The sequence below is a fragment of the Pseudomonas sp. JV449 genome (genome assembly GCF_032424295.1).
Classification (GTDB): domain Bacteria; phylum Pseudomonadota; class Gammaproteobacteria; order Pseudomonadales; family Pseudomonadaceae; genus Aquipseudomonas; species Aquipseudomonas marginalis.
Map to the genome: position 1 here is coordinate 154,071 of NZ_VYKD01000033.1, position 24,942 is coordinate 179,012.

The window sequence follows — 24,942 nt, forward strand, 5'->3', positions numbered from 1 at the left end:
CAAGCGGATCACACTCAGCCTTGGCGCTGTTTGTGACGCGGTTCCGCGCTGCAAATTACTCGAACAACACCTTCGCGGCGAATAATCTTGCAGTTACGGCACAGCTTTTTCACCGATGCACGAACTTTCATCACCAACTCCTCGAACCTTATGGGTACTCAGCGCAACATGCCGCTGCCGTAACCCTTCAGGTTGGCTTTCTTCATCAGGGATTCGTACTGGTGCGAAACGAGGTGCGATTGTACTTGGGACATGAAGTCCATCACAACCACGACCACGATCAGCAACGAGGTCCCGCCAAGGTAGAACGGAACGTTTGCTGCAACCACCAGGAACTGGGGCAACAAGCACACGGCCGTCATATATAGAGCACCGAACAGGGTCAAACGAGTCAGAACGCCATCAATGTAGCGTGCAGACTGCTCACCTGGACGAATACCCGGAATAAAGGCACCGGACTTCTTCAGGTTTTCCGCTACGTCTTTCGGATTGAACATCAACGCCGTATAGAAGAAGCAGAAGAAAATAATCCCTGCACTAAACAGCAGAATATTCAACGGCTGACCAGGAGCGATCGACTGAGAGAGGTCCTGCAGCCAGCCCATATTTTCAGACTGACCAAACCAGGTACCCAACGAAGCCGGAAACAGCAAAATGCTGCTCGCGAAAATTGCCGGAATAACACCGGCCATATTCACTTTCAGCGGCAAGTGGCTGGTCTGCGCAGCAAAAACCTTACGGCCCTGCTGACGCTTGGCGTAGTGAACAGCAATACGACGCTGGCCACGCTCAATGAACACCACAAAACCGATAATCGCTACTGCCAGCAAACCGATGGCAACCAGGGCAAAGATATTGATATCACCCTGACGCGCAGACTCGAAAGACTGCCCGATTGCTCTCGGAAGACCGGCGACGATACCTGCGAAAATCAACATCGAGATACCGTTACCAACACCACGCTCAGTAATCTGCTCACCCAGCCACATCATGAACATCGCACCAGCCACAAACGTGGATACCGCGACGAAATGGAAGCCAAAGTCACCAGTGAACGCAACACCCTGCCCCGCCAGGCCAACGGACATGCCGATAGCCTGAACCAGGGCGAGGATGACAGTGCCGTAGCGGGTGTACTGGCTAATCTTGCGACGGCCAGCTTCACCTTCCTTCTTCAACTGCTCCAGCTGAGGGCTGACGGCGGTCATCAGTTGCATGATGATCGATGCCGAGATGTACGGCATGATCCCCAGTGCAAAAATGCTCATCCGTTCCAGCGCGCCGCCAGAAAACATGTTGAACAAGCTAAGAATGGTCCCCTCATTCTGTCGAAACAGGTCTGCGAGTCGGTCCGGGTTGATACCTGGAACCGGGATGTGTGCGCCTATTCGGTAGACGATAATCGCCAGGAACAGAAAACGCAGACGAGCCCAAAGTTCAGACATACCGCCTTTGCCGAGCGCTGAGAGAGCACCTTGCTTAGCCATTTATTCCTCGAACTTGCCGCCAGCTGCTTCGATAGCCGAACGCGCACCTTTGGTGGCGCCGATTCCCTTGCCGATAGTGACAGCGCGAGTCACTTCACCGGACAGCATGATTTTCACACGCTGTACGTTGACGTTGATCACGTTGGCATCTTTCAGGGTCTGCACAGTAACGATGTCGCCTTCCACTTTAGCCAGCTCGGACAGACGCACTTCTGCGCGGTCCATGGCCTTCAGGGAAACGAAGCCGAACTTAGGCAGGCGACGATGCAGCGGCTGTTGACCGCCTTCAAAGCCTGGAGCAATGGTGCCACCGGAGCGGGAGGTTTGACCTTTGTGGCCGCGGCCACCAGTCTTACCCAAACCGCTACCGATACCACGGCCCGGACGATGCTTTTCGCGACGGGAACCCGGCGCTGGACTCAGATCATTGAGTTTCATCGATTAACCCTCGACACGCAGCATGTAGTAAGCCTTGTTGATCATCCCGCGATTCTCGGGAGTATCCTGGACTTCTACAGTGTGACCGATGCGACGCAGACCCAAACCCTTAACGCACAATTTGTGGTTAGGGATGCGGCCGGTCATGCTTTTGATCAGCGTTACTTTAACGGTAGCCATGATCAGAAGATCTCCTTGACGCTTTTGCCACGCTTGGCGGCAATGGATTCAGGAGATTGCATAGCTTTCAAACCCTTGAAAGTGGCGTGAACCACGTTTACCGGGTTAGTCGAGCCATAGCACTTGGCCAGAACGTTCTGAACACCAGCAACCTCGAGGACAGCACGCATAGCGCCGCCAGCGATGATACCGGTACCTTCAGAAGCAGGCTGCATGTATACCTTCGAAGCGCCATGAGCGGACTTCATTGCGTACTGCAGCGTGGTGCCGTTCAGATCAACTTGGATCATGTTGCGACGAGCAGCTTCCATTGCCTTCTGGATCGCAGCAGGCACTTCACGTGACTTGCCACGGCCGAAGCCAACACGCCCTTTACCATCACCCACCACGGTCAACGCGGTGAAAGTGAAGATACGGCCGCCTTTAACGGTTTTGGCTACGCGGTTAACTTGAACCAGCTTCTCAATGTAGCCTTCGTCGCGCTTTTGGTCGTTATTTGACATAACTTAGAACTCCAGCCCAGCTTCACGAGCAGCATCAGCCAGCGCTTTAACGCGGCCGTGGTACTTGAAGCCAGAGCGGTCGAAAGCCACTTGCGAGACGCCAGCGGCCTTAGCACGCGTAGCGACCAGCTGGCCAACCTTTGTGGCCGCGTCGATGTTGCCAGTGGCACCATCACGCAGTTCTTTATCCAAAGTCGAGGCGCTGGCCAGGACTTTGTTGCCGTCGGCCGAGATGACCTGGGCGTAGATGTGCTGCGACGAGCGGAACACGCAGAGACGCACGACTTCGAGTTCGTGCATTTTCAGGCGTGCTTTGCGAGCGCGACGCAGTCGAGTAACTTTTTTGTCGGTCATTTGCTATGCCCTACTTCTTCTTGGCTTCTTTACGACGGACGACTTCGTCCGCGTAGCGCACACCTTTGCCTTTGTACGGCTCTGGTGGACGGAAGTCGCGGATCTCAGCAGCCACTTGACCTACCAGTTGCTTATCGATGCCCTTGATCAGGATATCGGTCTGGCTAGGAGTCTCAGCGGTGATGCCTTCCGGCAGTTCGTAATCCACTGGGTGCGAGAAGCCAAGGGCCAGGTTCAAAACCGTGCCTTTTGCTTGCGCTTTGTAACCAACACCGACCAGCTGGAGCTTACGCTCGAAGCCTTGGCTTACGCCTTGGACCATGTTGTTTACCAACGCACGCGTGGTACCAGCCATTGCGCGAGTTTGTTGATCGCCATTGCGAGCAGCGAAACGCAGCTCACCAGCTTCTTCAACGATCTCAACGGACGAATGGATATTCAGTTCAAGAGTGCCCTTGGCACCCTTCACCGAAAGCTGTTGGCCTGCGAATTTGACTTCGACACCGGCTGGCAGCTTAACGGGGTTCTTAGCGACGCGAGACATGCTTATCCCCCCTTAGAACACAGTGCAAAGAACTTCGCCGCCGACACCGGCAGCGCGCGCAGCACGATCCGTCATCACACCTTTGTTGGTGGAGACGATAGACACGCCCAGACCGCCACGAACTTTCGGCAGATCTTCAGCGGACTTGTACTGACGCAGGCCTGGACGGCTAACGCGCTTCACTTCCTCGATGACCGAACGGCCTTCGAAGTACTTCAGCTCGATGGACAGCAGTGGTTTGATTTCGCTGCTGATCTGATAACCCGCAATGTAGCCTTCGTCTTTCAGGACTTTGGCAACAGCAACCTTCAACTTGGAAGATGGCATGCTTACGACGGACTTTTCAGCCATCTGGGCATTACGGATACGAGTTAGCATGTCCGCTAACGGGTCCTGCATACTCATGGGCTAGACGCTCCTAATACAAAAAAATTAGCCTTGCGGCTACATATGTCGCTGAGAATCTCCGGGTAAAAAACACGGGCTCAGGCGAGCCGCGTATTTTAGACACACTCCGGAAATGAAACAAGCCCCAAAAGGGGCTTGTTCCAGATTCAGGGTCACCGGCGGTCAGTATCTTTCGATTCGGACCACCTGGACGCTGAAAGTACTTACCAGCTGGCTTTAACCAGACCTGGTACGTCACCACGCATTGCCGCTTCACGCAGTTTGTTACGGCCGAGGCCGAACTTGCGGTAAACGCCGTGTGGACGACCGGTCAGGCGGCAGCGGTTACGCATGCGCGAAGCGCTTGCGTCACGTGGCTGCTTCTGCAGGGCAACTGTAGCTTCCCAACGCGCTTCTGGACTTGCGTTCAGATCAACGATGATTGCTTTCAGTGCTGCACGCTTCTTGGCGTACTTGGCAACCGTGAGCTGACGCTTCAGCTCGCGGTTTTTCATGCTCATCTTGGCCATGGTCCTACTCCAATCAGTTGCGGAACGGGAATTTGAAAGCACGCAACAGGGCGCGACCTTCATCATCGTTCTTGGCAGTGGTGGTCAGGGTGATGTCCAGACCGCGGAGAGCATCGATCTTGTCGTAGTCGATTTCCGGGAAGATGATCTGCTCTTTCACGCCCATGCTGTAGTTACCACGACCATCGAAGGACTTGGCATTCAGGCCGCGGAAGTCGCGAACCCGAGGCAGGGAGATCGACAGCAGACGATCCAGGAATTCGTACATACGCTCACGGCGCAGAGTCACTTTGACGCCGATCGGCCAACCTTCACGGACTTTAAAGCCAGCGATGGATTTGCGAGCGTAGGTCACAACGACTTTCTGGCCGGTGATCTTTTCCAGGTCAGCAACAGCGTGCTCGATGACTTTTTTGTCACCGATCGCTTCGCCCAGACCCATGTTCAGGGTGATTTTGGTAACGCGCGGAACTTCCATCACGTTCCCAAGCTTAAGTTCTTCCTTAAGCTTAGGGGCGATTTCCTTCCGGTAAATCTCTTGTAGTCGTGCCATGGTCTAATCTACCTAGCAGTGTTCAAGCATCAACCGCTTTTTGGGTCGACTTGAAGACACGAATTTTCTTACCGTCTTCTACTTTGAAACCAACGCGGTCAGCCTTGTTGGTTTCGCCGTTGAAGATGGCGACGTTAGAAGCGTCCAGCGGAGCTTCTTTCTCGACGATACCGCCCTGCACGCCCGACATCGGGTTAGGCTTGGTATGACGCTTGACCAGGTTCAGACCACCGATAACCAGACGGTTATTAGCGAGAACCTTAAGCACCTTACCGCGCTTACCTTTGTCTTTGCCGGCGATCACGATGATCTCGTCGTCACGACGAATCTTTTGCATGTCGGATCTCCTTACAGCACTTCTGGGGCGAGCGAGACGATCTTCATGAACTTCTCAGTACGAAGTTCACGGGTCACTGGCCCAAAGATACGGGTGCCGATCGGCTCTTGCTTGTTGTTCAGAAGAACAGCAGCGTTGCCATCAAAGCGGATAATGGAGCCATCTGCACGACGTACGCCGTGACGAGTGCGGACTACAACAGCAGTCATCACTTGGCCTTTTTTCACTTTACCGCGAGGAATTGCTTCCTTGACGGTAACTTTGATGATGTCACCGATACCAGCGTAACGACGATGGGAGCCACCCAGCACCTTGATGCACATAACACGGCGAGCGCCGCTGTTATCGGCCACATCGAGCATGGATTGAGTCTGAATCATATAATTTCTCCGACCCCTAGTCCTTAGACTTCCACAGCGCGTTCGAGAACATCAACCAATGCCCAAGACTTGGTCTTGGCCAGCGGACGAGTTTCACGAATAGTGACTTTGTCGCCGATGTGGCACTGGTTGGTTTCGTCGTGCGCGTGCAGCTTAGTCGAACGCTTAACATATTTACCGTAGATCGGGTGCTTAACGCGACGCTCGATCAAAACGGTGATGGTTTTGTCCATCTTGTCGCTGACAACACGGCCAGTCAGCGTACGGACAGTCTTTTCGGCTTCAGCCATGATCACTTACCTGCCTGCTGGTTGAGCACAGTCTTCACGCGAGCGATGTCACGCTTAACTTGCGAGAGCAGATGAGACTGCCCCAACTGGCCAGTTGCTTTCTGCATGCGCAGATTGAACTGGTCGCGCAGCAGGCCGAGCAGTTGCTCGTTCAGCTGCTGTGCGGATTTTTCACGAAGTTCATTCGCTTTCATCACATCACCGTCCGTTTAACAAAGGCGGTGGCGAGCGGCAGCTTTGCAGCAGCCAGGGCAAAAGCCTCACGCGCCAGCTCTTCAGTTACACCCTCGATTTCATACAGGACTTTGCCTGGCTGAATCTGGGCTACCCAGTATTCCACGTTACCCTTACCTTTACCCATCCGAACCTCGAGAGGCTTTTTGGAGATCGGCTTGTCCGGGAATACACGGATCCAGATCTTGCCGCCACGTTTAACGTGACGGGTCAGTGCACGACGCGCTGACTCGATCTGACGAGCGGTGAGACGACCACGAGCTACAGACTTCAGCGCGAACTCGCCGAAGCTGACTTTGCTACCGCGCTGAGCCAGACCACGGTTGTGGCCTGTCATCTGCTTGCGGAACTTCGTACGCTTTGGTTGCAACATTTGGCGTACCCCTTACTTAGCAGCTTTTTTACGAGGCGCTGGTGCTTGTGGTTTCAGTTCTTCTTGGCGACCACCAATTACTTCGCCTTTGAAGATCCAAACCTTTACACCGATCACACCGTAAGTGGTGTGAGCTTCGTAGTTGGCATAGTCGATGTCGGCACGCAGGGTGTGCAGTGGCACACGACCTTCGCGATACCATTCAGTACGTGCGATTTCAGCACCGCCGAGACGACCGCTCACTTGGATTTTGATGCCTTTGGCACCAATGCGCATGGCGTTCTGTACGGCGCGCTTCATTGCGCGACGGAACATTACGCGACGCTCCAGCTGCTGAGCTACGCTCTGCGCAACCAGCATACCGTCGAGCTCCGGCTTGCGGATCTCTTCGATATTGATGTGCACAGGCACACCCATTTGCTTGGTCAGGTCCTGACGCAGTTTCTCAACATCTTCACCTTTCTTCCCGATAACGATACCTGGACGAGCGGTGTGGATGGTGATACGTGCAGTTTGCGCCGGACGATGGATATCGATACGGCTTACGGACGCGCTTTTTAGTTTGTCTTGGAGATACTCACGCACCTTCAGATCAGCGAACAAATAGTCCGCATAAGTCCGACCGTCTGCGTACCAGACGGAGGTGTGCTCCTTGACGATTCCCAGGCGAATGCCAATGGGATGTACTTTCTGACCCATCTCTTCGACTCCGTTACTTGTCAGCAACCTTGACAGTGATATGGCAAGACCGCTTGACGATGCGATCAGCACGGCCTTTGGCACGTGGCATGATGCGCTTCAGCGAACGCCCTTCGTTGACGAAAACGGTGCTGACCTTCAGGTCATCAACGTCTGCGCCTTCGTTATGCTCGGCGTTGGCTACGGCCGACTCCAGCACTTTCTTCATGATCTCGGCGGCTTTCTTACTGCTGAAAGCCAACAGGTTGAGCGCTTCGCCCACCTTCTTCCCGCGGATCTGGTCGGCGACCAAGCGGGCTTTCTGGGCGGAGATTCGAGCGCCCGACAACTTAGCGGCTACTTCCATTTCCTTACCCCTTAACGCTTGGCTTTCTTGTCTGCCACGTGCCCACGATAAGTGCGGGTACCGGCAAACTCGCCTAGTTTGTGGCCGACCATGTCTTCGTTAACGAGAACTGGGACGTGCAGACGACCGTTGTGTACAGCGATGGTCAGACCGACCATTTGTGGCAGGATCATCGAACGACGCGACCAGGTCTTAACTGGTTTGCGATCGTTCTTTTCCGCCGCCACTTCGATCTTCTTCAGTAGGTGAAGATCAATAAAAGGACCTTTTTTCAGAGAACGTGGCACTGTCGTATCCCTCTATTTACTTGCGACGACGGACGATCATTTTGTCGGTACGCTTATTACCACGAGTCTTCGCGCCCTTAGTCGGGAAGCCCCATGGCGATACCGGATGACGACCACCAGAGGTACGACCTTCACCACCACCGTGTGGGTGGTCAACCGGGTTCATGGCAACACCACGAACGGTTGGGCGAACGCCACGCCAGCGTTTGGCACCAGCTTTACCCAGCGAACGCAGGCTGTGCTCGGAGTTCGAGACTTCACCCAGGGTCGCACGGCATTCAGCCAGCACTTTACGCATCTCACCAGAACGCAGACGCAGGGTCACGTAGACACCTTCACGAGCGATCAGCTGAGCCGAAGCACCAGCGGAACGAGCGATTTGCGCGCCTTTACCTGGCTTCAATTCGATGCCGTGTACGGTGCTACCAACTGGAATGTTACGCAGTTGCAGAGCGTTGCCCGGCTTGATCGGTGCCAGGGCACCTGCGATCAGCTGGTCGCCAGCACTCACGCCTTTAGGCGCGATGATGTAGCGACGCTCGCCATCTGCGTACAGCAGCAGAGCGATGTGAGCAGTACGGTTTGGATCGTATTCGATACGCTCGACAGTGGCAGCGATGCCATCTTTGTCGTTGCGACGGAAGTCGACCAGACGATAATGCTGCTTATGGCCACCACCAATGTGACGAGTGGTAATACGACCATTGTTGTTACGACCACCAGTCTTCGATTTCTTCTCGAGCAGCGGTGCGTGAGGAGCGCCTTTATGCAGCTCCTGGTTGACCACCTTGACCACAAAACGGCGGCCAGGGGAAGTCGGTTTGCATTTAACGATTGCCATGATGCACCCCTTCCTTACTCAGCACTGCTGCTGAAATCGAGATCTTGGCCTGGCTGAAGGGAGATAACTGCCTTCTTCCAGTCATTACGCTTGCCCAGACCGCGAGCAGTGCGCTTGCTCTTACCCAGAACATTCAGGGTAGTAACACGCTCAACTTTCACGCTGAACAGGCTTTCGACGGCCTTCTTGATTTCCAGCTTGGTTGCGTCAGTTGCAACCTTGAAAACGAACTGGCCTTTCTTGTCAGCCAGAACCGTAGCCTTTTCGGAAACGTGCGGGCCAAGCAGAACTTTAAATACGCGTTCCTGGTTCATCCCAGCAGCTCCTCGAATTTCTTCACGGCCGACACGGTGATCAACACCTTGTCGTATGCGATCAGACTAACTGGATCGGAACCTTGCACGTCACGTACATCAACGTGTGGCAGGTTACGAGCAGCCAGGTACAGGTTCTGATCAACAGCTTCAGACACGATCAAAACGTCGGTCAGGCTCATGTTGTTCAGTTTGCCCAGCAGATCTTTGGTTTTTGGACTTTCAACAGCGAAGTCCTGAACCACGACCAGGCGATCAGTACGCACGAGTTCAGCAAGGATGGAGCGCAGTGCTGCGCGATACATCTTCTTGTTGAGCTTCTGAGAGTGATCCTGCGGACGAGCTGCGAAAGTGGTACCGCCGCCGCGCCAGATTGGGCTACGGATAGTACCGGCACGAGCACGGCCAGTACCTTTCTGACGCCAAGGGCGCTTACCGCCACCACGAACGTCGGAACGGGTCTTTTGCTGCTTGCTACCTTGACGGCCGCCGGCCATGTAGGCCACGACTGCTTGGTGAACCAGCGTCTCGTTGAATTCGCCGCCAAATGTCAGTTCGGAAACTTCGATCGCTTGAGCGTCATTTACATTTAATTGCATGTCAGCTTCCCCTTAACCGCGAGCCTTGGCCGCTGGACGTACAACCAGGTTGCCGCCAGTAGCGCCAGGAACAGCACCCTTGACCAACAACAGATTGCGTTCAGCGTCGACGCGCACTACTTCGAGGGACTGCACGGTCACGCGCTCAGCGCCCATATGACCGGACATTTTTTTGCCCTTGAATACACGACCAGGAGTCTGGCACTGGCCAATAGAGCCCGGGACGCGGTGGGAAACGGAGTTACCGTGAGTGTTGTCTTGACCACGGAAATTCCAACGCTTGATCGTACCCTGGAAGCCTTTACCCTTGGACTGACCGGTTACATCAACCAGTTGACCAGCGGCGAAGATTTCAGCGTTGATCAGATCGCCAGCCTGGTAGTCGCCTTCTTCAAGACGGAACTCCATGACAGTACGACCAGCTGCAACGTTTGCTTTAGCGAAGTGACCTGCTTGAGCAGCAGTCACACGCGAAGCGCGACGCTCGCCGACAGTGACTTGCACTGCACGATAGCCATCGGTTTCTTCAGTTTTGAACTGGGTGACGCGATTCGGCTCGATCTCAATGACCGTAACCGGAATGGAGACACCTTCTTCGGTGAAAATACGGGTCATACCGCATTTACGACCGACTACACCAATAGTCATGTTGTAAACCTCATGAGTGTACGGGGCTTTCACCCGCTATGGCCGCCCATTTCAGAGCGTTACACGACTAAGACCCAAGTCTTAGCCGAGGCTGATCTGTACTTCCACACCGGCCGCCAGATCAAGCTTCATAAGAGCATCAACGGTTTTATCCGTTGGCTGGACGATGTCCAGTACGCGCTTATGAGTACGGATCTCGTACTGGTCACGCGCGTCTTTGTTGACGTGCGGGGAGACCAGAACGGTGAACCGCTCTTTACGGGTAGGCAGTGGAATTGGACCACGCACTTGAGCACCAGTACGTTTCGCGGTTTCCACGATTTCCTGGGTGGATTGGTCGATCAGGCGATGGTCAAAAGCCTTCAACCTGATACGGATTTGCTGATTTTGCATTGGATTTCAGACTCCGGCTGCTATTCCCAGCGAGCGCAATACGCCCGTTAAAAGGAGGCGCAATTCTATAGACGCCCTAGATAGGTGTCAACCCAATAAAAAAGCCCCCGCTGAGCGGGGGCTTTTCAAAGCATCGAAGCTATCTCAGAAGAGACGCTTACTCGATGATTTTAGCTACAACACCAGCACCAACGGTACGGCCGCCTTCACGGATAGCGAAGCGCAGACCGTCTTCCATTGCGATGGTCTTGATCAGGGTAACTTCCATTTGGATGTTATCGCCTGGCATTACCATTTCAACGCCTTCTGGCAGCTGGCAGTTACCAGTCACGTCAGTAGTACGGAAGTAGAACTGTGGACGGTAGCCTTTGAAGAACGGAGTGTGACGACCGCCTTCTTCCTTGCTCAGAACGTAAACTTCTGCGGTGAACTTGGTGTGCGGCTTAACCGAACCTGGCTTAACCAGAACCTGGCCACGCTCAACGTCGTCACGCTTGGTACCACGCAGCAGAACGCCGCAGTTCTCGCCAGCACGACCTTCGTCGAGCAGCTTGCGGAACATTTCAACACCAGTGCAAACAGTGTTGGTAGTGTCACGCAGACCAACGATTTCCAGCGCATCTTGAACGCGAACGATACCGCGCTCGATACGACCAGTCACAACAGTACCACGACCGGAGATCGAGAATACGTCTTCGATTGGCATCAGGAACGGCTTGTCGGTCAGACGAACTGGTTCTGGGATGTAGCTGTCCAGGGTTTCAACCAGTTTACGAACGGCAGTGGTGCCCATTTCGTTATCGTCTTTGCCTTCCAGCGCCATACGAGCAGAACCGATGATGATCGGAGTGTCGTCGCCCGGGAAGTCGTAAGTGCTCAGCAGATCGCGCACTTCCATCTCAACCAGTTCCAGCAGCTCAGCGTCGTCTACCAGGTCAGCCTTGTTCAGGAAAACCACGATGTACGGAACGCCTACCTGACGGGACAGCAGGATGTGCTCACGGGTTTGTGGCATCGGACCATCAGCGGCCGAGCAAACCAGGATCGCGCCGTCCATCTGGGCAGCACCAGTGATCATGTTCTTCACATAGTCAGCGTGACCTGGGCAGTCAACGTGAGCGTAGTGCCGGATCTTCGAGTTGTACTCGACGTGCGCGGTGTTGATGGTGATACCACGAGCTTTTTCTTCTGGAGCGCTGTCGATTTTATCGAAATCAACGACTGCAGAACCGAAAACCTCGGAGCAGACGCGAGTCAGAGCTGCGGTCAGAGTGGTTTTACCGTGGTCAACGTGACCGATAGTGCCAACGTTGACGTGCGGTAGGGAACGATCAAATTTTTCTTTAGCCACGACAATTAACTCCTTGCCTAAAGGACTGAATCAGCCTTGTTTTTTGGATACAGTTTCAGCGATGTGCGCCGGAGCTGTGTTGTATTTTTTGAATTCCATAGAGTAGCTTGCGCGACCCTGGGACATGGAGCGAACGTCGGTCGCATAACCGAACATCTCACCCAACGGAACCTCGGCGCGAATCACCTTGCCGGAAACCGTGTCTTCCATACCCAAGATCATGCCGCGACGACGGTTAAGGTCGCCCATGACATCACCCATATAGTCTTCAGGTGTAACAACTTCTACCGCCATGATTGGCTCAAGCAACTCACCACCGCCCTTCTGGGCCAGTTGCTTGGTTGCCATGGAAGCAGCCACCTTAAACGCCATCTCGTTGGAGTCGACGTCGTGGTAAGAACCGTCAAAAACGGTTGCTTTCAGGCCGATCAGCGGATAGCCGGCAACAACACCGTTCTTCATCTGCTCTTCGATACCCTTCTGGATAGCAGGGATGTATTCCTTAGGAACAACACCACCCACTACTTCGTTCACGAATTGCAGACCTTCCTGACCTTCGTCAGCAGGAGCAAAACGGATCCAGCAGTGACCGAACTGACCACGACCGCCGGACTGACGAACGAACTTGCCTTCGATTTCGCAGTTCTTCGTGATGCGCTCACGATAGGAAACCTGAGGCTTACCGATGTTGGCTTCGACGTTGAACTCACGGCGCATCCGGTCAACCAGGATGTCCAGGTGCAACTCGCCCATACCAGAGATGATCGTTTGACCAGTCTCTTCATCAGTTTTGACGCGGAAAGATGGATCTTCCTGAGCAAGCTTGCCCAGAGCGATACCCATTTTTTCCTGGTCATCCTTGGTCTTAGGCTCTACGGCAACCGAAATAACCGGCTCCGGGAAGTCCATGCGAACCAGGATGATTGGCTTGGCAGCGTCGCACAAAGTCTCACCAGTGGTGACGTCCTTCATGCCGATCAAGGCCGCGATGTCACCAGCGCGCACTTCCTTGATCTCTTCACGGGCGTTTGCGTGCATTTGCACCATACGACCCACACGCTCTTTCTTGCCTTTGACCGAGTTGATCACGCCGTCGCCGGAGGCCAACACGCCCGAGTAAACACGGACGAAGGTCAGAGTACCCACGAATGGGTCGGTAGCGATCTTGAACGCCAGAGCCGAGAACGGCTCGCTGTCGTCAGCATGACGCTCCATCTCTTCTTCCTCGTTATCAGGGTTGGTACCCTTGATAGCAGGAATGTCGGTTGGAGCAGGCAGATAGTCGATCACGGCGTCGAGAACCAGGGGAACACCCTTGTTCTTGAAGGAAGAACCGCAAACAGCCAAGACGATCTCACCAGCGATAGTACGCTGACGCAGAGCGGCCTTGATTTCCACGTTGGTGAGCTCTTCACCTTCGAGGTACTTGTTCATCAGCTCTTCGCTGGCTTCGGCGGCAGCCTCAACCATGTTGTTGCGCCACTCGTCAGCCAGTTCCTGCAATTCTGCAGGGATAGGCTTGCGAACAGGAACCATACCTTTGTCAGCGTCATTCCAGTAGACCGCTTCCATGTTGATCAGATCGATCTGACCCTGGAAGTTGTCTTCGGAACCGATAGCCAATTGGATTGGCACCGGAGTATGACCCAGACGCTGCTTGATCTGACCGATCACGCGCAGGAAGTTGGCACCAGCACGGTCCATCTTGTTTACATAAACAAGACGTGGAACGCCGTATTTGTTGGCTTGACGCCATACGGTTTCCGACTGAGGCTCGACACCTGAGGTACCGCAGAACACAACGACAGCGCCGTCGAGTACGCGCAGGGAACGTTCAACTTCAATAGTGAAGTCTACGTGGCCTGGGGTATCGATAACGTTGAAGCGGTGCTCATCTTTGTACTGCTTCTCGGAACCTTTCCAGAAGGCGGTAATAGCAGCAGAAGTAATGGTAATACCACGCTCCTGCTCCTGAACCATCCAGTCTGTGGTCGCGGCGCCATCATGCACCTCGCCCATTTTGTGACTTTTGCCGGTGTAAAACAGTACGCGCTCGGTGGTGGTGGTTTTACCAGCATCCACGTGAGCAACGATACCGATGTTACGGTAGCGGCTAATCGGAGTAGTACGAGCCATAAAGCCCTCGCAAAATTAGTGAAGCTAAGATTAGAAGCGGTAGTGCGAGAAAGCTTTGTTAGCTTCAGCCATACGGTGCACGTCTTCACGCTTCTTAACAGCAGCACCTTTACCTTCAGCAGCGTCCAACAGTTCGCCGGCCAAACGCAGAGCCATAGACTTCTCGCCGCGCTTACGGGCGAAGTCTACCAACCAGCGCATTGCCAGAGCGTTACGACGGGACGGACGAACTTCGACCGGAACCTGGTAAGTAGCACCGCCTACACGGCGCGACTTCACTTCGACCAGCGGAGCGATGGCGTCGAGAGCTTTCTCGAAGATTTCCAGGGGGTCGCTGTTCTTGCGTTCTTTAACCTTTTCCAGCGCGCCATAAACGATACGCTCGGCAACGGCTTTCTTGCCGCTTTCCATCACGTGGTTCATGAACTTGGCCAGAATTTGGCTTCCGTATTTTGGATCGTCAAGCACTTCGCGCTTGGCTGCTACGCGTCTTCTTGGCATGGATAAGCCCTCAAACGGTCTTCAGGTTCGCTCGGAATCGGTGCCCTTTCGGGACGCCTCCGACCTTACTCTTATCGACTCAGAAAATAAGATGATTCAGTTTTACAAAAAGCCGCTACTACTTAGGCTTCTTGGTACCGTACTTCGAACGACCCTGGTTACGACCTTTAACGCCGGAAGTATCCAAGGAGCCGCGTACGGTGTGATAACGAACACCTGGCAAGTCTTTTACACGACCGCCACGGATCAGTACCACGCTGTGCTCTTGCAGGTTGTGGCCTTCACCGCCGATGTACGAGGAAACCTCGAAACCGTTGGTCAGGCGCACACGGCATACTTTACGCAGTGCCGAGTTAGGTTTTTTCGGCGTGGTGGTATACACACGGGTGCATACGCCACGACGTTGCGGGCAGTTCTGCAGCGCAGGCACGTCGGATTTCTCGACGATACGCTTACGCGGCTGACGTACCAGCTGGTTGATAGTTGCCATCTACTAGCTCCACTGTTGTCTTGCGACGCTATTGTCTTGCAAGAAAAGCAAAATGGCAGGAACGAATTCCCGCCAAATTTAGGGGTACAAGAGTCTAAAGAGGATCTTGCCCCCAGTCAAGGCAAGGCCCCGACCTCCCCTCCCGTCGAAGCCGGGCAAATTTGCCTTGATCCGACGAATGGGGGCTGCCAGGGCCCAGACTTATTTACCGCAGAACTCAGTTACCGCTTGAGTTCAGCGCTTCGGTCAGTGCGGCTTCCACTTCACTGGCGCTTACGCGCAACGGCTTGTCAGCATCACGGCGACGCTTACGCTCGCTGTGATAGGCCAAACCGGTACCAGCCGGGATCAGACGACCCACGACCACGTTCTCTTTCAGGCCGCGCAGGTAATCGCGCTTGCCGGTTACCGCTGCTTCGGTCAGTACGCGAGTGGTCTCCTGGAAGGAGGCCGCCGAGATGAACGACTCAGTGGACAACGACGCCTTGGTGATACCCAGCAGTACGCGAGTGAACTTGGAAACGAATTTCTCGTCGCCAGCCAGACGCTCGTTTTCCACCAGCACGTGAGTCAGTTCCATCTGGTCGCCCTTGATGAAACTGGAATCGCCGGATTCAGCGATCTCAACTTTACGCAGCATCTGACGCAGGATGGTCTCGATGTGCTTATCGTTGATCTTCACGCCTTGCAGGCGGTAAACGTCCTGGATCTCGTTAACGATGTACTTGGCCAGCGCACTCACACCCAGCAGACGCAGGATGTCGTGTGGATCGCTCGGGCCGTCGGAGATCACTTCGCCGCGGTTTACCTGTTCGCCTTCGAACACGTTCAGGTGACGCCACTTTGGAATCAGCTCTTCGTACGGATCGGTACCGTCGTTCGGGGTAATAACCAGACGGCGCTTGCCCTTGGTTTCTTTACCGAACGCGATAGTGCCGCTGACTTCAGCCAGAATCGACGCTTCTTTCGGACGACGAGCTTCGAACAAGTCGGCAACACGCGGCAAACCACCGGTGATGTCACGGGTCTTCGAAGTTTCTTGCGGGATACGCGCGATAACATCACCGATCGCGATCTTCGCACCATCCGCTACACCGACCAGGGCGTTGGCTGGCAGGAAGTACTGAGCGATTACGTCAGTGCCTGGCAGCAACAGATCCTTGCCGTTGTCATCGACCATTTTCACGGCAGGACGGATGTCCTTACCGGCAGCTGGACGATCTTTCGCGTCGAGTACTTCAATGTTGGTCATACCGGTCAATTCGTCAGTCTGACGCTTGATCGTGATGCCTTCTTCCATGCCCACGTAGGTCACGGTACCTTTCATTTCGGTAACGATTGGGTGAGTGTGCGGATCCCACTTGGCCACGATTGCGCCAGCGTCGACCTTGTCACCCTCTTTAACCGAAATCACAGCACCGTACGGCAGCTTGTAGCGCTCACGCTCACGACCGTAGTCATCAGCGATTGCCAGCTCACCGGAACGCGACACAGCAACCAGGTGACCATCCACTCGCTCAACGTGCTTCAGGTTGTGCAGGCGGACAGTACCGCCATTCTTCACCTGAACGCTGTCGGCTGCGGAGGTCCGGCTTGCCGCACCACCAATGTGGAACGTACGCATGGTCAGCTGGGTACCCGGCTCACCGATGGACTGGGCAGCAATAACGCCGACCGCTTCACCGATGTTCACCTGGTGACCACGAGCCAAGTCACGGCCGTAGCACTTGGCGCAAATGCCGTAGCGGGTTTCGCAGCTGATCGGCGAGCGAACGATTACTTCGTCGATGCTGTTGAGTTCGATGAACTCGACCCACTTCTCGTCAACCAGAGTGCCGGCAGGAACGATAACTTCCTCGGTACCTGGCTTGAATACGTCACGGGCAATAACACGACCCAGTACGCGCTCACCCAGCGGCTCTACAACGTCACCGCCTTCAATGTGCGGAGTCATCAGCAGGCCGTGCTCGGTGCCGCAGTCGATCTCGGTGACAACCAGATCTTGCGCAACGTCTACCAGACGACGCGTCAGGTAACCGGAGTTAGCGGTTTTCAACGCGGTATCCGCCAGACCTTTCCGAGCACCGTGAGTAGAGATGAAGTACTGGAGTACGCTCAAACCTTCACGGAAGTTCGCAGTAATCGGCGTTTCGATGATGGAGCCGTCCGGCTTGGCCATCAGGCCACGCATACCGGCGAGCTGACGGATCTGCGCAGCAGAACCCCGTGCGCCCGAGTCGGCCATCATGTACATCGAGTTGAAGGACTCTTGGTCAACTTCGTCGCCGTGACGGTCGATGACCTTCTCTTTCGAGAGGTTGGCCATCATCGCCTTGGACACTTCGTCGTTGGCCTTGGACCAAAGGTCGATCACTTTGTTGTACTTCTCGCCCTGTGTTACCAGGCCCGAGGCGTACTGGCTTTCGATCTCTTTCACTTCATCAGTAGCAGCACTGATGATGCGGGCTTTTTCATCAGGAATAACGAAGTCGTTAACACCGATGGAAACGCCGGAAATGGTCGAATAGGCAAAACCGGTGTACATCAACTGGTCAGCGAAGATCACGGTCTCTTTCAGACCAACCACGCGATAGCATTGGTTGATCAGCTTGGAGATCGCCTTTTTCTTCATCGGCAGGTTGACGACGTCGTACGACAGGCCTTTTGGCACAACCTGGTACAACAGCGCACGGCCAACGGTGGTGTCGACAATACGGGTGCCGCTCACGCTGCCGCCATCACGGTCGTTGACAGTTTCGTTGATGCGCACTTTGACCTTGGCGTGCAGTGCGGCTTCGCCGGCACGGAACACCCGGTCAACTTCCTGCAGGTCAGCGAACACACGACCTTCGCCTTTGGCGTTGATCGCCTCACGGGTCATGTAGTACAGACCCAATACAACGTCCTGCGACGGAACGATGATTGGCTCACCGTTGGCTGGCGACAGAATGTTGTTGGTCGACATCATCAACGCACGCGCTTCCAACTGGGCTTCCAGTGTCAGCGGCACGTGCACGGCCATTTGGTCGCCGTCGAAGTCGGCGTTGTACGCAGCACAGACCAGAGGGTGCAGCTGGATAGCCTTACCTTCGATCAGTACCGGTTCAAACGCCTGGATACCCAGACGGTGAAGGGTCGGTGCACGGTTGAGGAGAACCGGGTGTTCGCGAATCACTTCAGCGAGAACGTCCCAAACCTCTGGCAGCTCGCGCTCGACCATTTTCTTGGCCGCTTTGATGGTGGTCGCGAGACCGCGCATTTCCAGCTTGCCGAAGATGAATGGCTTGAACAGCTCAAGTGCCATCTTCTTAGGCAGACCGCACTGGTGCAGACGCAGGGTCGGGCCTACGGTAATTACCGAACGACCAGAGTAGTCAACACGCTTACCGAGCAAGTTCTGACGGAAACGACCTTGCTTACCCTTGATCATGTCAGCCAAGGATTTCAGAGGACGCTTGTTGGAACCGGTGATAGCGCGGCCACGACGACCGTTGTCGAGCAGGGCATCGACAGCTTCCTGCAACATACGCTTTTCGTTGCGCACGATGATGTCCGGAGCAGACAGATCGAGCAGGCGCTTCAAGCGGTTGTTACGGTTGATCACACGGCGGTACAGGTCGTTGAGGTCGGAAGTCGCGAAACGACCACCATCCAACGGCACCAGCGGACGCAGATCCGGCGGCAGAACCGGCAGAACGGTCAGCACCATCCACTCTGGCAGGTTGCCGGAACCCTGGAAGGCTTCCATCAACTTCAGACGCTTGGACAGCTTCTTGATCTTGGTTTCGGAGTTGGTTTGCGGAATCTCTTCGCGCAGACGACCAATCTCGTGCTCCAGGTCGATAGCGTGCAGCAGTTCGCGGACAGCTTCGGCACCCATGCGGGCATCGAAATCATCACCGAACTCTTCCAACGCCTCGAAGTACTGCTCGTCGTTCAGCAGCTGACCTTTTTCAAGGGTAGTCATGCCTGGATCGATAACGACATAGCTCTCGAAGTAGAGAACGCGTTCGATATCACGCAGGGTCATGTCCATCAGCAAGCCGATACGGGACGGCAGCGATTTCAGGAACCAGATGTGGGCAACCGGCGAAGCCAGCTCGATGTGCGCCATGCGCTCACGACGAACCTTGGCCAGTGCAACTTCAACGCCACACTTCTCGCAGATCACACCACGGTGCTTCAAGCGCTTGTACTTACCGCACAGGCACTCGTAATCCTTTACCGGGCCAAAGATCTTGGCGCAGAACAGGCCGTCACGCTCAGGTTTGAACGTACGGTAGTTGATGGTTTCCGGCTTTTTAACTTCACCGAACGACCACGAACGGATCATCTCAGGCGATGCCAATCCAATACGGATGGCGTCGAACTCTTCGACTTGACCCTGGTTTTTCAGCAAATTCAGTAGGTCTTTCAAGGCCTTTCCTCCTGGCGGAGCAGAGAGCGGGCTAAACAGCCCCGCTCTCGATTCGCGTCACGTGTTATTCGGTTTCCAGATCGATATCGATGCCGAGGGAACGAATTTCTTTGATCAACACGTTGAAGGACTCGGGCATGCCCGGCTCCATACGGTGATCGCCATCCACGATGTTTTTGTACATCTTGGTACGACCGTTCACATCGTCCGACTTCACTGTGAGCATTTCTTGCAGAGTGTAAGCGGCACCGTATGCTTCCAGTGCCCAGACCTCCATCTCCCCGAAACGCTGACCACCGAACTGAGCCTTACCACCCAGCGGCTGCTGGGTAACCAGGCTGTACGAACCGGTAGAACGAGCGTGCATCTTGTCGTCTACCAAGTGGTTCAGCTTCAGCATGTACATGTAGCCAACAGTAACCGGACGCTCGAACTTGTTGCCGGTACGGCCGTCGAACAGCTGCATCTGGCCGCTTTCTGGCAGGTCTGCCAGTTTCAGCATGGCCTTGATTTCGCTTTCCTTGGCACCGTCGAACACCGGGGTAGCCATTGGAACGCCACCGCGCAGGTTCTTCGCCAGATCCAGGATTTCCTGGTCGGAGAAGGTATCCAGCTCTTCCTTGCGACCGCCGATCTCGTTGTAGATCTCGTGCAGGAACTTACGCAGGTCAGCAACCTTGCGCTGCTCTTCGATCATACGATTGATCTTCTCGCCCAGACCTTTAGCCGCTAGGCCAAGGTGGGTTTCAAGGATCTGACCAACGTTCATACGCGAAGGTACGCCCAACGGGTTGAGGACGACGTCGACCGGGGTGCCATTGGCATCGTGCGGCATGTCTTCAACCGGCATGATCACGGAGACCACACCTTTGTTACCGTGACGACCGGCCATCTTGTCGCCCGGCTGGATGCGGCGACGGATTGCCAGGTAAACCTTGACGATTTTCAGCACGCCTGGAGCCAGGTCATCGCCCTGCTGCAGTTTGCGCTTCTTGTCTTCGAACTTGTCGTCCAGCAGACGGCGACGATCAACGATATAGGCCTGGGCCTTCTCGAGCTGCTCGTTAAGAGCATCTTCAGCCATGCGCAGTTTGAACCACTGGCCGTGCTCAAGACCGTCGAGGATTTCGTCGGTGATGTCCTGACCTTTCTTCAGACCTGCGCCGCCTTCAGCCTTGTGGCCTACCAGGGCGGAACGCAGACGTTCGAAGGTCGCGCCTTCAACGATACGGAACTCTTCGTTGAGGTCCTTGCGGATCTCGTCGAGCTGGGTCTTCTCGATGGACAGTGCACGAGCATCACGCTCGACGCCGTCACGGGTGAAGACCTGCACGTCGATGACAGTACCCTTGGTACCGGTAGGTACACGCAGGGAGGTGTCTTTAACGTCGCTGGCTTTTTCACCGAAGATGGCACGCAGCAGCTTCTCTTCCGGAGTCAGTTGGGTCTCGCCTTTCGGAGTGACCTTACCAACCAGGATGTCGCCCGCACCCACTTCAGCACCTACGTAAACGATACCGGCTTCGTCCAGCTTGTTCAGTGCAGCTTCACCCACGTTCGGGATGTCTGCAGTGATTTCCTCTGGCCCAAGCTTGGTGTCACGCGCCACACAGGTCAGTTCCTGAATGTGGATCGTGGTGAAGCGATCTTCTTGAACCACACGCTCGGACAGGCAGATGGAGTCTTCGAAGTTGAAGCCGTTCCATGCCATGAACGCGATGCGCATGTTCTGACCCAGAGCCAATTCACCCATATCGGTGGACGGACCGTCAGCCATGATGTCGCTACGCTGAACGCGATCACCCTTGCGCACCAGCGGACGCTGGTTGATGCAAGTGTTCTGGTTCGAGCGGGTGTATTTGGTCAGGTTGTAGATGTCGACACCGGCTTCACCCGTTTCAACTTCGTCATCAGCAACACGAACCACGATACGGCTGGCATCAACGGAATCGATCACGCCACCACGACGAGCCACGACACAAACGCCGGAGTCACGGGCTACGTTACGCTCCATGCCGGTACCTACCAGCGGCTTGTCGGCACGCAGGGTCGGTACAGCTTGACGCTGCATGTTGGAACCCATCAACGCACGGTTGGCGTCATCGTGTTCCAGGAACGGGATCAGCGACGCTGCGACCGAAACTACCTGCTTCGGCGATACGTCCATCAAGGTGACGTCTTCCGGCGCCTTGACGGTGAACTCGTTCAGGTGACGAACAGCCACCAGCTCGTCGATCAGGACCTTCTTGTCGTTCATCGTGGCCGAAGCCTGAGCGATCACGTGATCAGCTTCTTCGATGGCGGACAGGAACACGATCTCGTCGGTGACCAGGGCGTCTTTCACCACACGGTACGGGCTCTCAAGGAAGCCGTACTGGTTGGTGCGCGCATAGGCGGCCAGGGAGTTGATCAGACCGATGTTCGGGCCTTCCGGCGTTTCGATTGGGCATACACGACCGTAGTGAGTCGGGTGTACGTCACGCACTTCAAAGCCAGCACGCTCACGGGTCAGACCGCCCGGGCCCAGTGCGGAAACACGGCGCTTGTGGGTGATCTCGGAAAGCGGGTTGTTCTGGTCCATGAACTGCGAGAGCTGGCTGGAACCGAAGAACTCTTTCACCGCCGCAGCCACTGGCTTGGCGTTGATCAAGTCTTGCGGCATCAGGCCTTCGCTTTCAGCCATCGACAGACGCTCTTTGACCGCACGCTCAACACGCACCAGGCCAACGCGGAACTGGTTCTCGGCCATTTCGCCTACGCAGCGAACACGACGGTTACCCAGGTGGTCGATGTCATCGACGATGCCTTTGCCGTTACGGATGTCGACCAGAGTCTTCAAGACCGCAACGATGTCTTCCTTGCACAGCACACCCGAACCTTCGATCTCGGTGCGACCGATACGACGGTTGAACTTCATCCGGCCGACCGCAGACAGGTCGTAGCGCTCAGGGCTGAAGAACAGGTTGTTGAACAGGGTTTCTGCGGCGTCTTTGGTTGGTGGCTCGCCAGGACGCATCATGCGATAGATTTCTACCAGCGCTTCCAATTGGTTGCTGGTGGAGTCGATCTTCAGGGTGTCGGAGACGAACGGACCACAGTCGATATCGTTGGTGTACAGGGTCTCGATGCGAACAACCTGCGCCTTGGCAATTTTGGCCAGGATCTCGGTGTTCAGCTCGGTGTTGCACTCAGCCAGGATTTCGCCTGTAGCCGGGTGAACGATAACCTTCGCGGTAGTACGGCCCAGGACATAGTCCAGGGGAACTTCCAGCTCTTTGATACCCGCTTTTTCGATCTGGTTGATGTGGCGCGCAGTGATACGACGGCCAGCCTCAACGATGACTTTGCCCTTTTCATCCTGAATGTCCAGGACAGCAATTTCACCACGCAGACGCGAAGCGATCAGCTCCAGCTTGAGGGTTTCATCCTTCAGGCTGAATACGTTGGTGGTGTAGAACGCATCCAGGACTTGCTCAGTGGTGTAACCGAGCGCGCGCAGCAGTACCGAGGCCGGCAGCTTGCGACGACGGTCGATACGCACGAACACGCAGTCTTTCGGATCGAACTCGAAGTCCAACCACGAACCGCGGTACGGAATGATCCGCGCGGAGTACAGGAGCTTGCCGGAGCTGTGCGTCTTGCCGCGGTCGTGATCGAAGAACACGCCCGGGGAACGGTGCAGCTGGGAAACGATAACACGCTCGGTACCATTGATAACGAAGGTACCGTTCTCAGTCATCAATGGGATTTCGCCCATGTAGACTTCTTGCTCTTTGATGTCCTTGATCGCTTTGTTCGACGACTCTTTGTCGAAAATGATCAGACGGACTTTTACCCGCAAAGGTACGGCGTACGTAACACCGCGCAACACGCATTCTTTGACATCAAATGCCGGTTCGCCCAGGCGATAACCGACGTACTCCAGCGCAGCATTGCCGGAGTAGCTGATGATCGGGAAAACGGATTTGAAGGCCGCATGCAGGCCCACGTCGCGGAACTGATCTTTGGTCGCTCCCGCCTGCAAGAATTCACGATACGAATCCAGCTGGATAGCCAGAAGGTACGGGACATCCATGACGTCCGGCAACTTGCTAAAGTCCTTGCGGATACGTTTTTTCTCAGTATATGAGTAAGCCATCAGCGTTCCCCAGCTTGGTCACCTGCTTGTTTGGCCCTCCCGACGGGAGCAGCCAGAAAATCTTGCAAACCCCATGGTTTGCACCACCGCATCGGGTGGCTACAGCACGTTAATGGCGGCGACCGAGTCGACAGCCAAGAACGGAAAAAGGCCGGTGGCAAGAGCCACCAGCCATCAGCCTTCAGCTTAACGCTTGGGCTGGAGACGCAAGGTCGATGCTTACTTCAGCTCGACTTTAGCGCCTGCTTCTTCCAGAGTTGCTTTAGCTTTGTCGCCTGCGTCTTTGGTCACTGCTTCCAGAACCATAGCAGGAGCGCCGTCAACTACAGCCTTGGCTTCTTTCAGGCCCAGGCCGGTCAGTTCACGTACTGCCTTGATGACGTTAACTTTCTTCTCGCCAGCTTCCAGCAGCATGACGTTGAATTCGGTTTGCTCTTCAACAACGGCAGCAGCAGCAGCTGGGCCAGCGGAAGCAGCGGCAGCGGAAACGCCGAATTTTTCTTCGAAAGCTTTGATCAGCTCAACAACCTGCAGAACCGACATTTCAGCTACGGCGTTGAGGATATCGTCTTGGGAGATAGACATTGCTGTATTTCCTGAATTGGGGGACGGCCTACGCGGCCATCGAAATAAACAAAAATACGCGAGAGAAGTTGCTCAGCCTTAGGCTGCGGCAGCTTCTTTTTGCTCGCGAACTGCAGCCAGAGTACGAGCCAGCTTGCTGGTAGCGCCTTGAATCACGCTCATCAGCTGCGAAATGGCTTCGTTACGGGTCGGCAGTGTTGCCAGTACGTCGATTTGGTTAGCTGCGAGGAACTTGCCCTCGAACGCAGCTGCCTTGATCTCGAACTTATCCTGACTCTTAGCGAACTCTTTGAACAAACGGGCAGCAGCGCCTGGATGATCCTTGGAGAACGCAATCAGAGTCGGGCCGGTGAACACGTCATTGAGGACACTGTATTCAGTGTCAGCAACAGCGCGCTTGAGCAGGGTGTTACGTACAACACGTACGTACACGCCAGCTTCACGAGCCTCTTTACGGAGTCCGGTCATAGCGCCTACTGTCACACCACGGGCATCAGCCACGACAGCGGACAGAGCAGCTTTGGCAGCCTCGTTGACTTCAGCGACGATGGCCTTCTTGTCTTCGAGATTAATTGCCACGGGTTTAACTCCTGCTTGTTACCGTTTC

31 protein-coding genes are annotated in these 24,942 nt (G+C 55.1%); all 31 read right to left on the minus strand.

What is annotated here, in order from left to right; all coding sequences use genetic code 11:
- Positions 1–14: 14 nt before the first annotated feature.
- Positions 15–131 carry a 50S ribosomal protein L36 gene (rpmJ, locus tag F6S08_RS28885; RefSeq protein ID WP_002555468.1) on the minus strand — a complete coding sequence of 39 codons (117 nt, stop codon included), beginning with the start codon at positions 129–131 and terminating at the stop codon, positions 15–17.
- Positions 132–158: 27 nt separating this feature from the next.
- Complete coding sequence (gene secY / locus F6S08_RS28890; protein ID WP_003176406.1) at positions 159–1,487, minus strand: preprotein translocase subunit SecY; 1,329 nt, start codon at positions 1,485–1,487, stop codon at positions 159–161.
- Positions 1,488–1,925 carry a 50S ribosomal protein L15 gene (gene rplO, locus F6S08_RS28895; protein ID WP_003176407.1) on the minus strand — a complete coding sequence of 146 codons (438 nt, stop codon included), beginning with the start codon at positions 1,923–1,925 and terminating at the stop codon, positions 1,488–1,490.
- A 3-nt stretch (positions 1,926–1,928) separates the two neighbouring features.
- Positions 1,929–2,105 carry a 50S ribosomal protein L30 gene (gene rpmD / locus F6S08_RS28900; RefSeq protein WP_003176408.1) on the minus strand — a complete coding sequence of 59 codons (177 nt, stop codon included), beginning with the start codon at positions 2,103–2,105 and terminating at the stop codon, positions 1,929–1,931.
- Between the two features lie 2 nt (positions 2,106–2,107).
- Positions 2,108–2,608: a 30S ribosomal protein S5 gene (gene rpsE / locus F6S08_RS28905; RefSeq protein ID WP_003186035.1), complete on the minus strand. Its 501-nt coding sequence runs from the start codon at positions 2,606–2,608 to the stop codon at positions 2,108–2,110.
- 3 nt (positions 2,609–2,611) lie between these two features.
- Complete coding sequence (gene rplR, locus F6S08_RS28910) at positions 2,612–2,962, minus strand: 50S ribosomal protein L18 (protein ID WP_003186037.1); 351 nt, start codon at positions 2,960–2,962, stop codon at positions 2,612–2,614.
- 10 nt (positions 2,963–2,972) lie between these two features.
- The gene (gene rplF, locus F6S08_RS28915; protein ID WP_003176412.1) at positions 2,973–3,506 is read right to left on the minus strand and encodes a 50S ribosomal protein L6; all 534 of its coding nucleotides are present in this window, start codon (positions 3,504–3,506) and stop codon (positions 2,973–2,975) included.
- A gap of 12 nt (positions 3,507–3,518) precedes the next feature.
- Positions 3,519–3,911 (minus strand): 30S ribosomal protein S8, encoded by a 393-nt coding sequence (gene rpsH / locus F6S08_RS28920; RefSeq protein WP_003176413.1) that lies wholly within the window; start codon positions 3,909–3,911, stop codon positions 3,519–3,521.
- 206 nt (positions 3,912–4,117) lie between these two features.
- Positions 4,118–4,423 carry a 30S ribosomal protein S14 gene (rpsN, locus tag F6S08_RS28925; RefSeq protein WP_003176414.1) on the minus strand — a complete coding sequence of 102 codons (306 nt, stop codon included), beginning with the start codon at positions 4,421–4,423 and terminating at the stop codon, positions 4,118–4,120.
- A 13-nt stretch (positions 4,424–4,436) separates the two neighbouring features.
- A complete protein-coding gene (rplE, locus tag F6S08_RS28930; protein ID WP_003194642.1) occupies positions 4,437–4,976 on the minus strand; it encodes a 50S ribosomal protein L5 in 540 nt (179 codons plus the stop codon).
- A 22-nt stretch (positions 4,977–4,998) separates the two neighbouring features.
- Positions 4,999–5,313, minus strand: a complete 315-nt coding sequence (rplX, locus tag F6S08_RS28935) for a 50S ribosomal protein L24 (RefSeq protein WP_003176416.1) — start codon at positions 5,311–5,313, stop codon at positions 4,999–5,001.
- Between the two features lie 11 nt (positions 5,314–5,324).
- Entirely contained in the window at positions 5,325–5,693 is a 369-nt protein-coding gene (gene rplN, locus F6S08_RS28940) for a 50S ribosomal protein L14 (protein ID WP_002555479.1), read from the minus strand.
- Positions 5,694–5,716: 23 nt separating this feature from the next.
- Positions 5,717–5,983 (minus strand): 30S ribosomal protein S17, encoded by a 267-nt coding sequence (rpsQ, locus tag F6S08_RS28945; protein ID WP_003176419.1) that lies wholly within the window; start codon positions 5,981–5,983, stop codon positions 5,717–5,719.
- Between the two features lie 2 nt (positions 5,984–5,985).
- Positions 5,986–6,177, minus strand: a complete 192-nt coding sequence (rpmC, locus tag F6S08_RS28950; protein WP_002555481.1) for a 50S ribosomal protein L29 — start codon at positions 6,175–6,177, stop codon at positions 5,986–5,988.
- Positions 6,177–6,590, minus strand: coding sequence for a 50S ribosomal protein L16 (gene rplP / locus F6S08_RS28955; protein WP_003232424.1), 414 nt, complete (start codon positions 6,588–6,590; stop codon positions 6,177–6,179). The genes rpmC and rplP overlap by 1 nt, the downstream gene beginning before the upstream one ends.
- Before the next feature lie 12 nt (positions 6,591–6,602).
- Entirely contained in the window at positions 6,603–7,289 is a 687-nt protein-coding gene (gene rpsC / locus F6S08_RS28960) for a 30S ribosomal protein S3 (RefSeq protein ID WP_003176422.1), read from the minus strand.
- 13 nt (positions 7,290–7,302) lie between these two features.
- Positions 7,303–7,635 carry a 50S ribosomal protein L22 gene (rplV, locus tag F6S08_RS28965; RefSeq protein WP_003103908.1) on the minus strand — a complete coding sequence of 111 codons (333 nt, stop codon included), beginning with the start codon at positions 7,633–7,635 and terminating at the stop codon, positions 7,303–7,305.
- 11 nt (positions 7,636–7,646) lie between these two features.
- A complete protein-coding gene (gene rpsS / locus F6S08_RS28970) occupies positions 7,647–7,922 on the minus strand; it encodes a 30S ribosomal protein S19 (RefSeq protein WP_003232420.1) in 276 nt (91 codons plus the stop codon).
- A gap of 16 nt (positions 7,923–7,938) precedes the next feature.
- Positions 7,939–8,763 carry a 50S ribosomal protein L2 gene (gene rplB / locus F6S08_RS28975; protein WP_003210080.1) on the minus strand — a complete coding sequence of 275 codons (825 nt, stop codon included), beginning with the start codon at positions 8,761–8,763 and terminating at the stop codon, positions 7,939–7,941.
- Between the two features lie 14 nt (positions 8,764–8,777).
- Entirely contained in the window at positions 8,778–9,077 is a 300-nt protein-coding gene (rplW, locus tag F6S08_RS28980) for a 50S ribosomal protein L23 (protein ID WP_002555488.1), read from the minus strand.
- Positions 9,074–9,676 (minus strand): 50S ribosomal protein L4, encoded by a 603-nt coding sequence (rplD, locus tag F6S08_RS28985; protein WP_003176424.1) that lies wholly within the window; start codon positions 9,674–9,676, stop codon positions 9,074–9,076. Before rplD ends, rplW begins: the two co-directional genes overlap by 4 nt.
- A gap of 12 nt (positions 9,677–9,688) precedes the next feature.
- Positions 9,689–10,324, minus strand: a complete 636-nt coding sequence (rplC, locus tag F6S08_RS28990) for a 50S ribosomal protein L3 (RefSeq protein ID WP_007253310.1) — start codon at positions 10,322–10,324, stop codon at positions 9,689–9,691.
- Positions 10,325–10,405: 81 nt separating this feature from the next.
- Complete coding sequence (gene rpsJ / locus F6S08_RS28995) at positions 10,406–10,717, minus strand: 30S ribosomal protein S10 (protein WP_003186070.1); 312 nt, start codon at positions 10,715–10,717, stop codon at positions 10,406–10,408.
- A 157-nt stretch (positions 10,718–10,874) separates the two neighbouring features.
- A complete protein-coding gene (gene tuf / locus F6S08_RS29000; RefSeq protein ID WP_027605166.1) occupies positions 10,875–12,068 on the minus strand; it encodes an elongation factor Tu in 1,194 nt (397 codons plus the stop codon).
- Positions 12,069–12,098: 30 nt separating this feature from the next.
- The gene (gene fusA / locus F6S08_RS29005; protein WP_003210087.1) at positions 12,099–14,204 is read right to left on the minus strand and encodes an elongation factor G; all 2,106 of its coding nucleotides are present in this window, start codon (positions 14,202–14,204) and stop codon (positions 12,099–12,101) included.
- A 30-nt stretch (positions 14,205–14,234) separates the two neighbouring features.
- Positions 14,235–14,705, minus strand: coding sequence for a 30S ribosomal protein S7 (rpsG, locus tag F6S08_RS29010; protein ID WP_002555493.1), 471 nt, complete (start codon positions 14,703–14,705; stop codon positions 14,235–14,237).
- Positions 14,706–14,823: 118 nt separating this feature from the next.
- A complete protein-coding gene (gene rpsL, locus F6S08_RS29015) occupies positions 14,824–15,195 on the minus strand; it encodes a 30S ribosomal protein S12 (protein WP_002555494.1) in 372 nt (123 codons plus the stop codon).
- A gap of 217 nt (positions 15,196–15,412) precedes the next feature.
- Complete coding sequence (gene rpoC, locus F6S08_RS29020; protein WP_065924112.1) at positions 15,413–19,612, minus strand: DNA-directed RNA polymerase subunit beta'; 4,200 nt, start codon at positions 19,610–19,612, stop codon at positions 15,413–15,415.
- A 64-nt stretch (positions 19,613–19,676) separates the two neighbouring features.
- Entirely contained in the window at positions 19,677–23,750 is a 4,074-nt protein-coding gene (rpoB, locus tag F6S08_RS29025) for a DNA-directed RNA polymerase subunit beta (RefSeq protein WP_027605164.1), read from the minus strand.
- 219 nt (positions 23,751–23,969) lie between these two features.
- Positions 23,970–24,335, minus strand: coding sequence for a 50S ribosomal protein L7/L12 (gene rplL / locus F6S08_RS29030; protein WP_053138313.1), 366 nt, complete (start codon positions 24,333–24,335; stop codon positions 23,970–23,972).
- Positions 24,336–24,413: 78 nt separating this feature from the next.
- Positions 24,414–24,914, minus strand: a complete 501-nt coding sequence (gene rplJ, locus F6S08_RS29035) for a 50S ribosomal protein L10 (protein WP_003176433.1) — start codon at positions 24,912–24,914, stop codon at positions 24,414–24,416.
- Between the last annotated feature and the right edge of the window lie 28 nt (positions 24,915–24,942).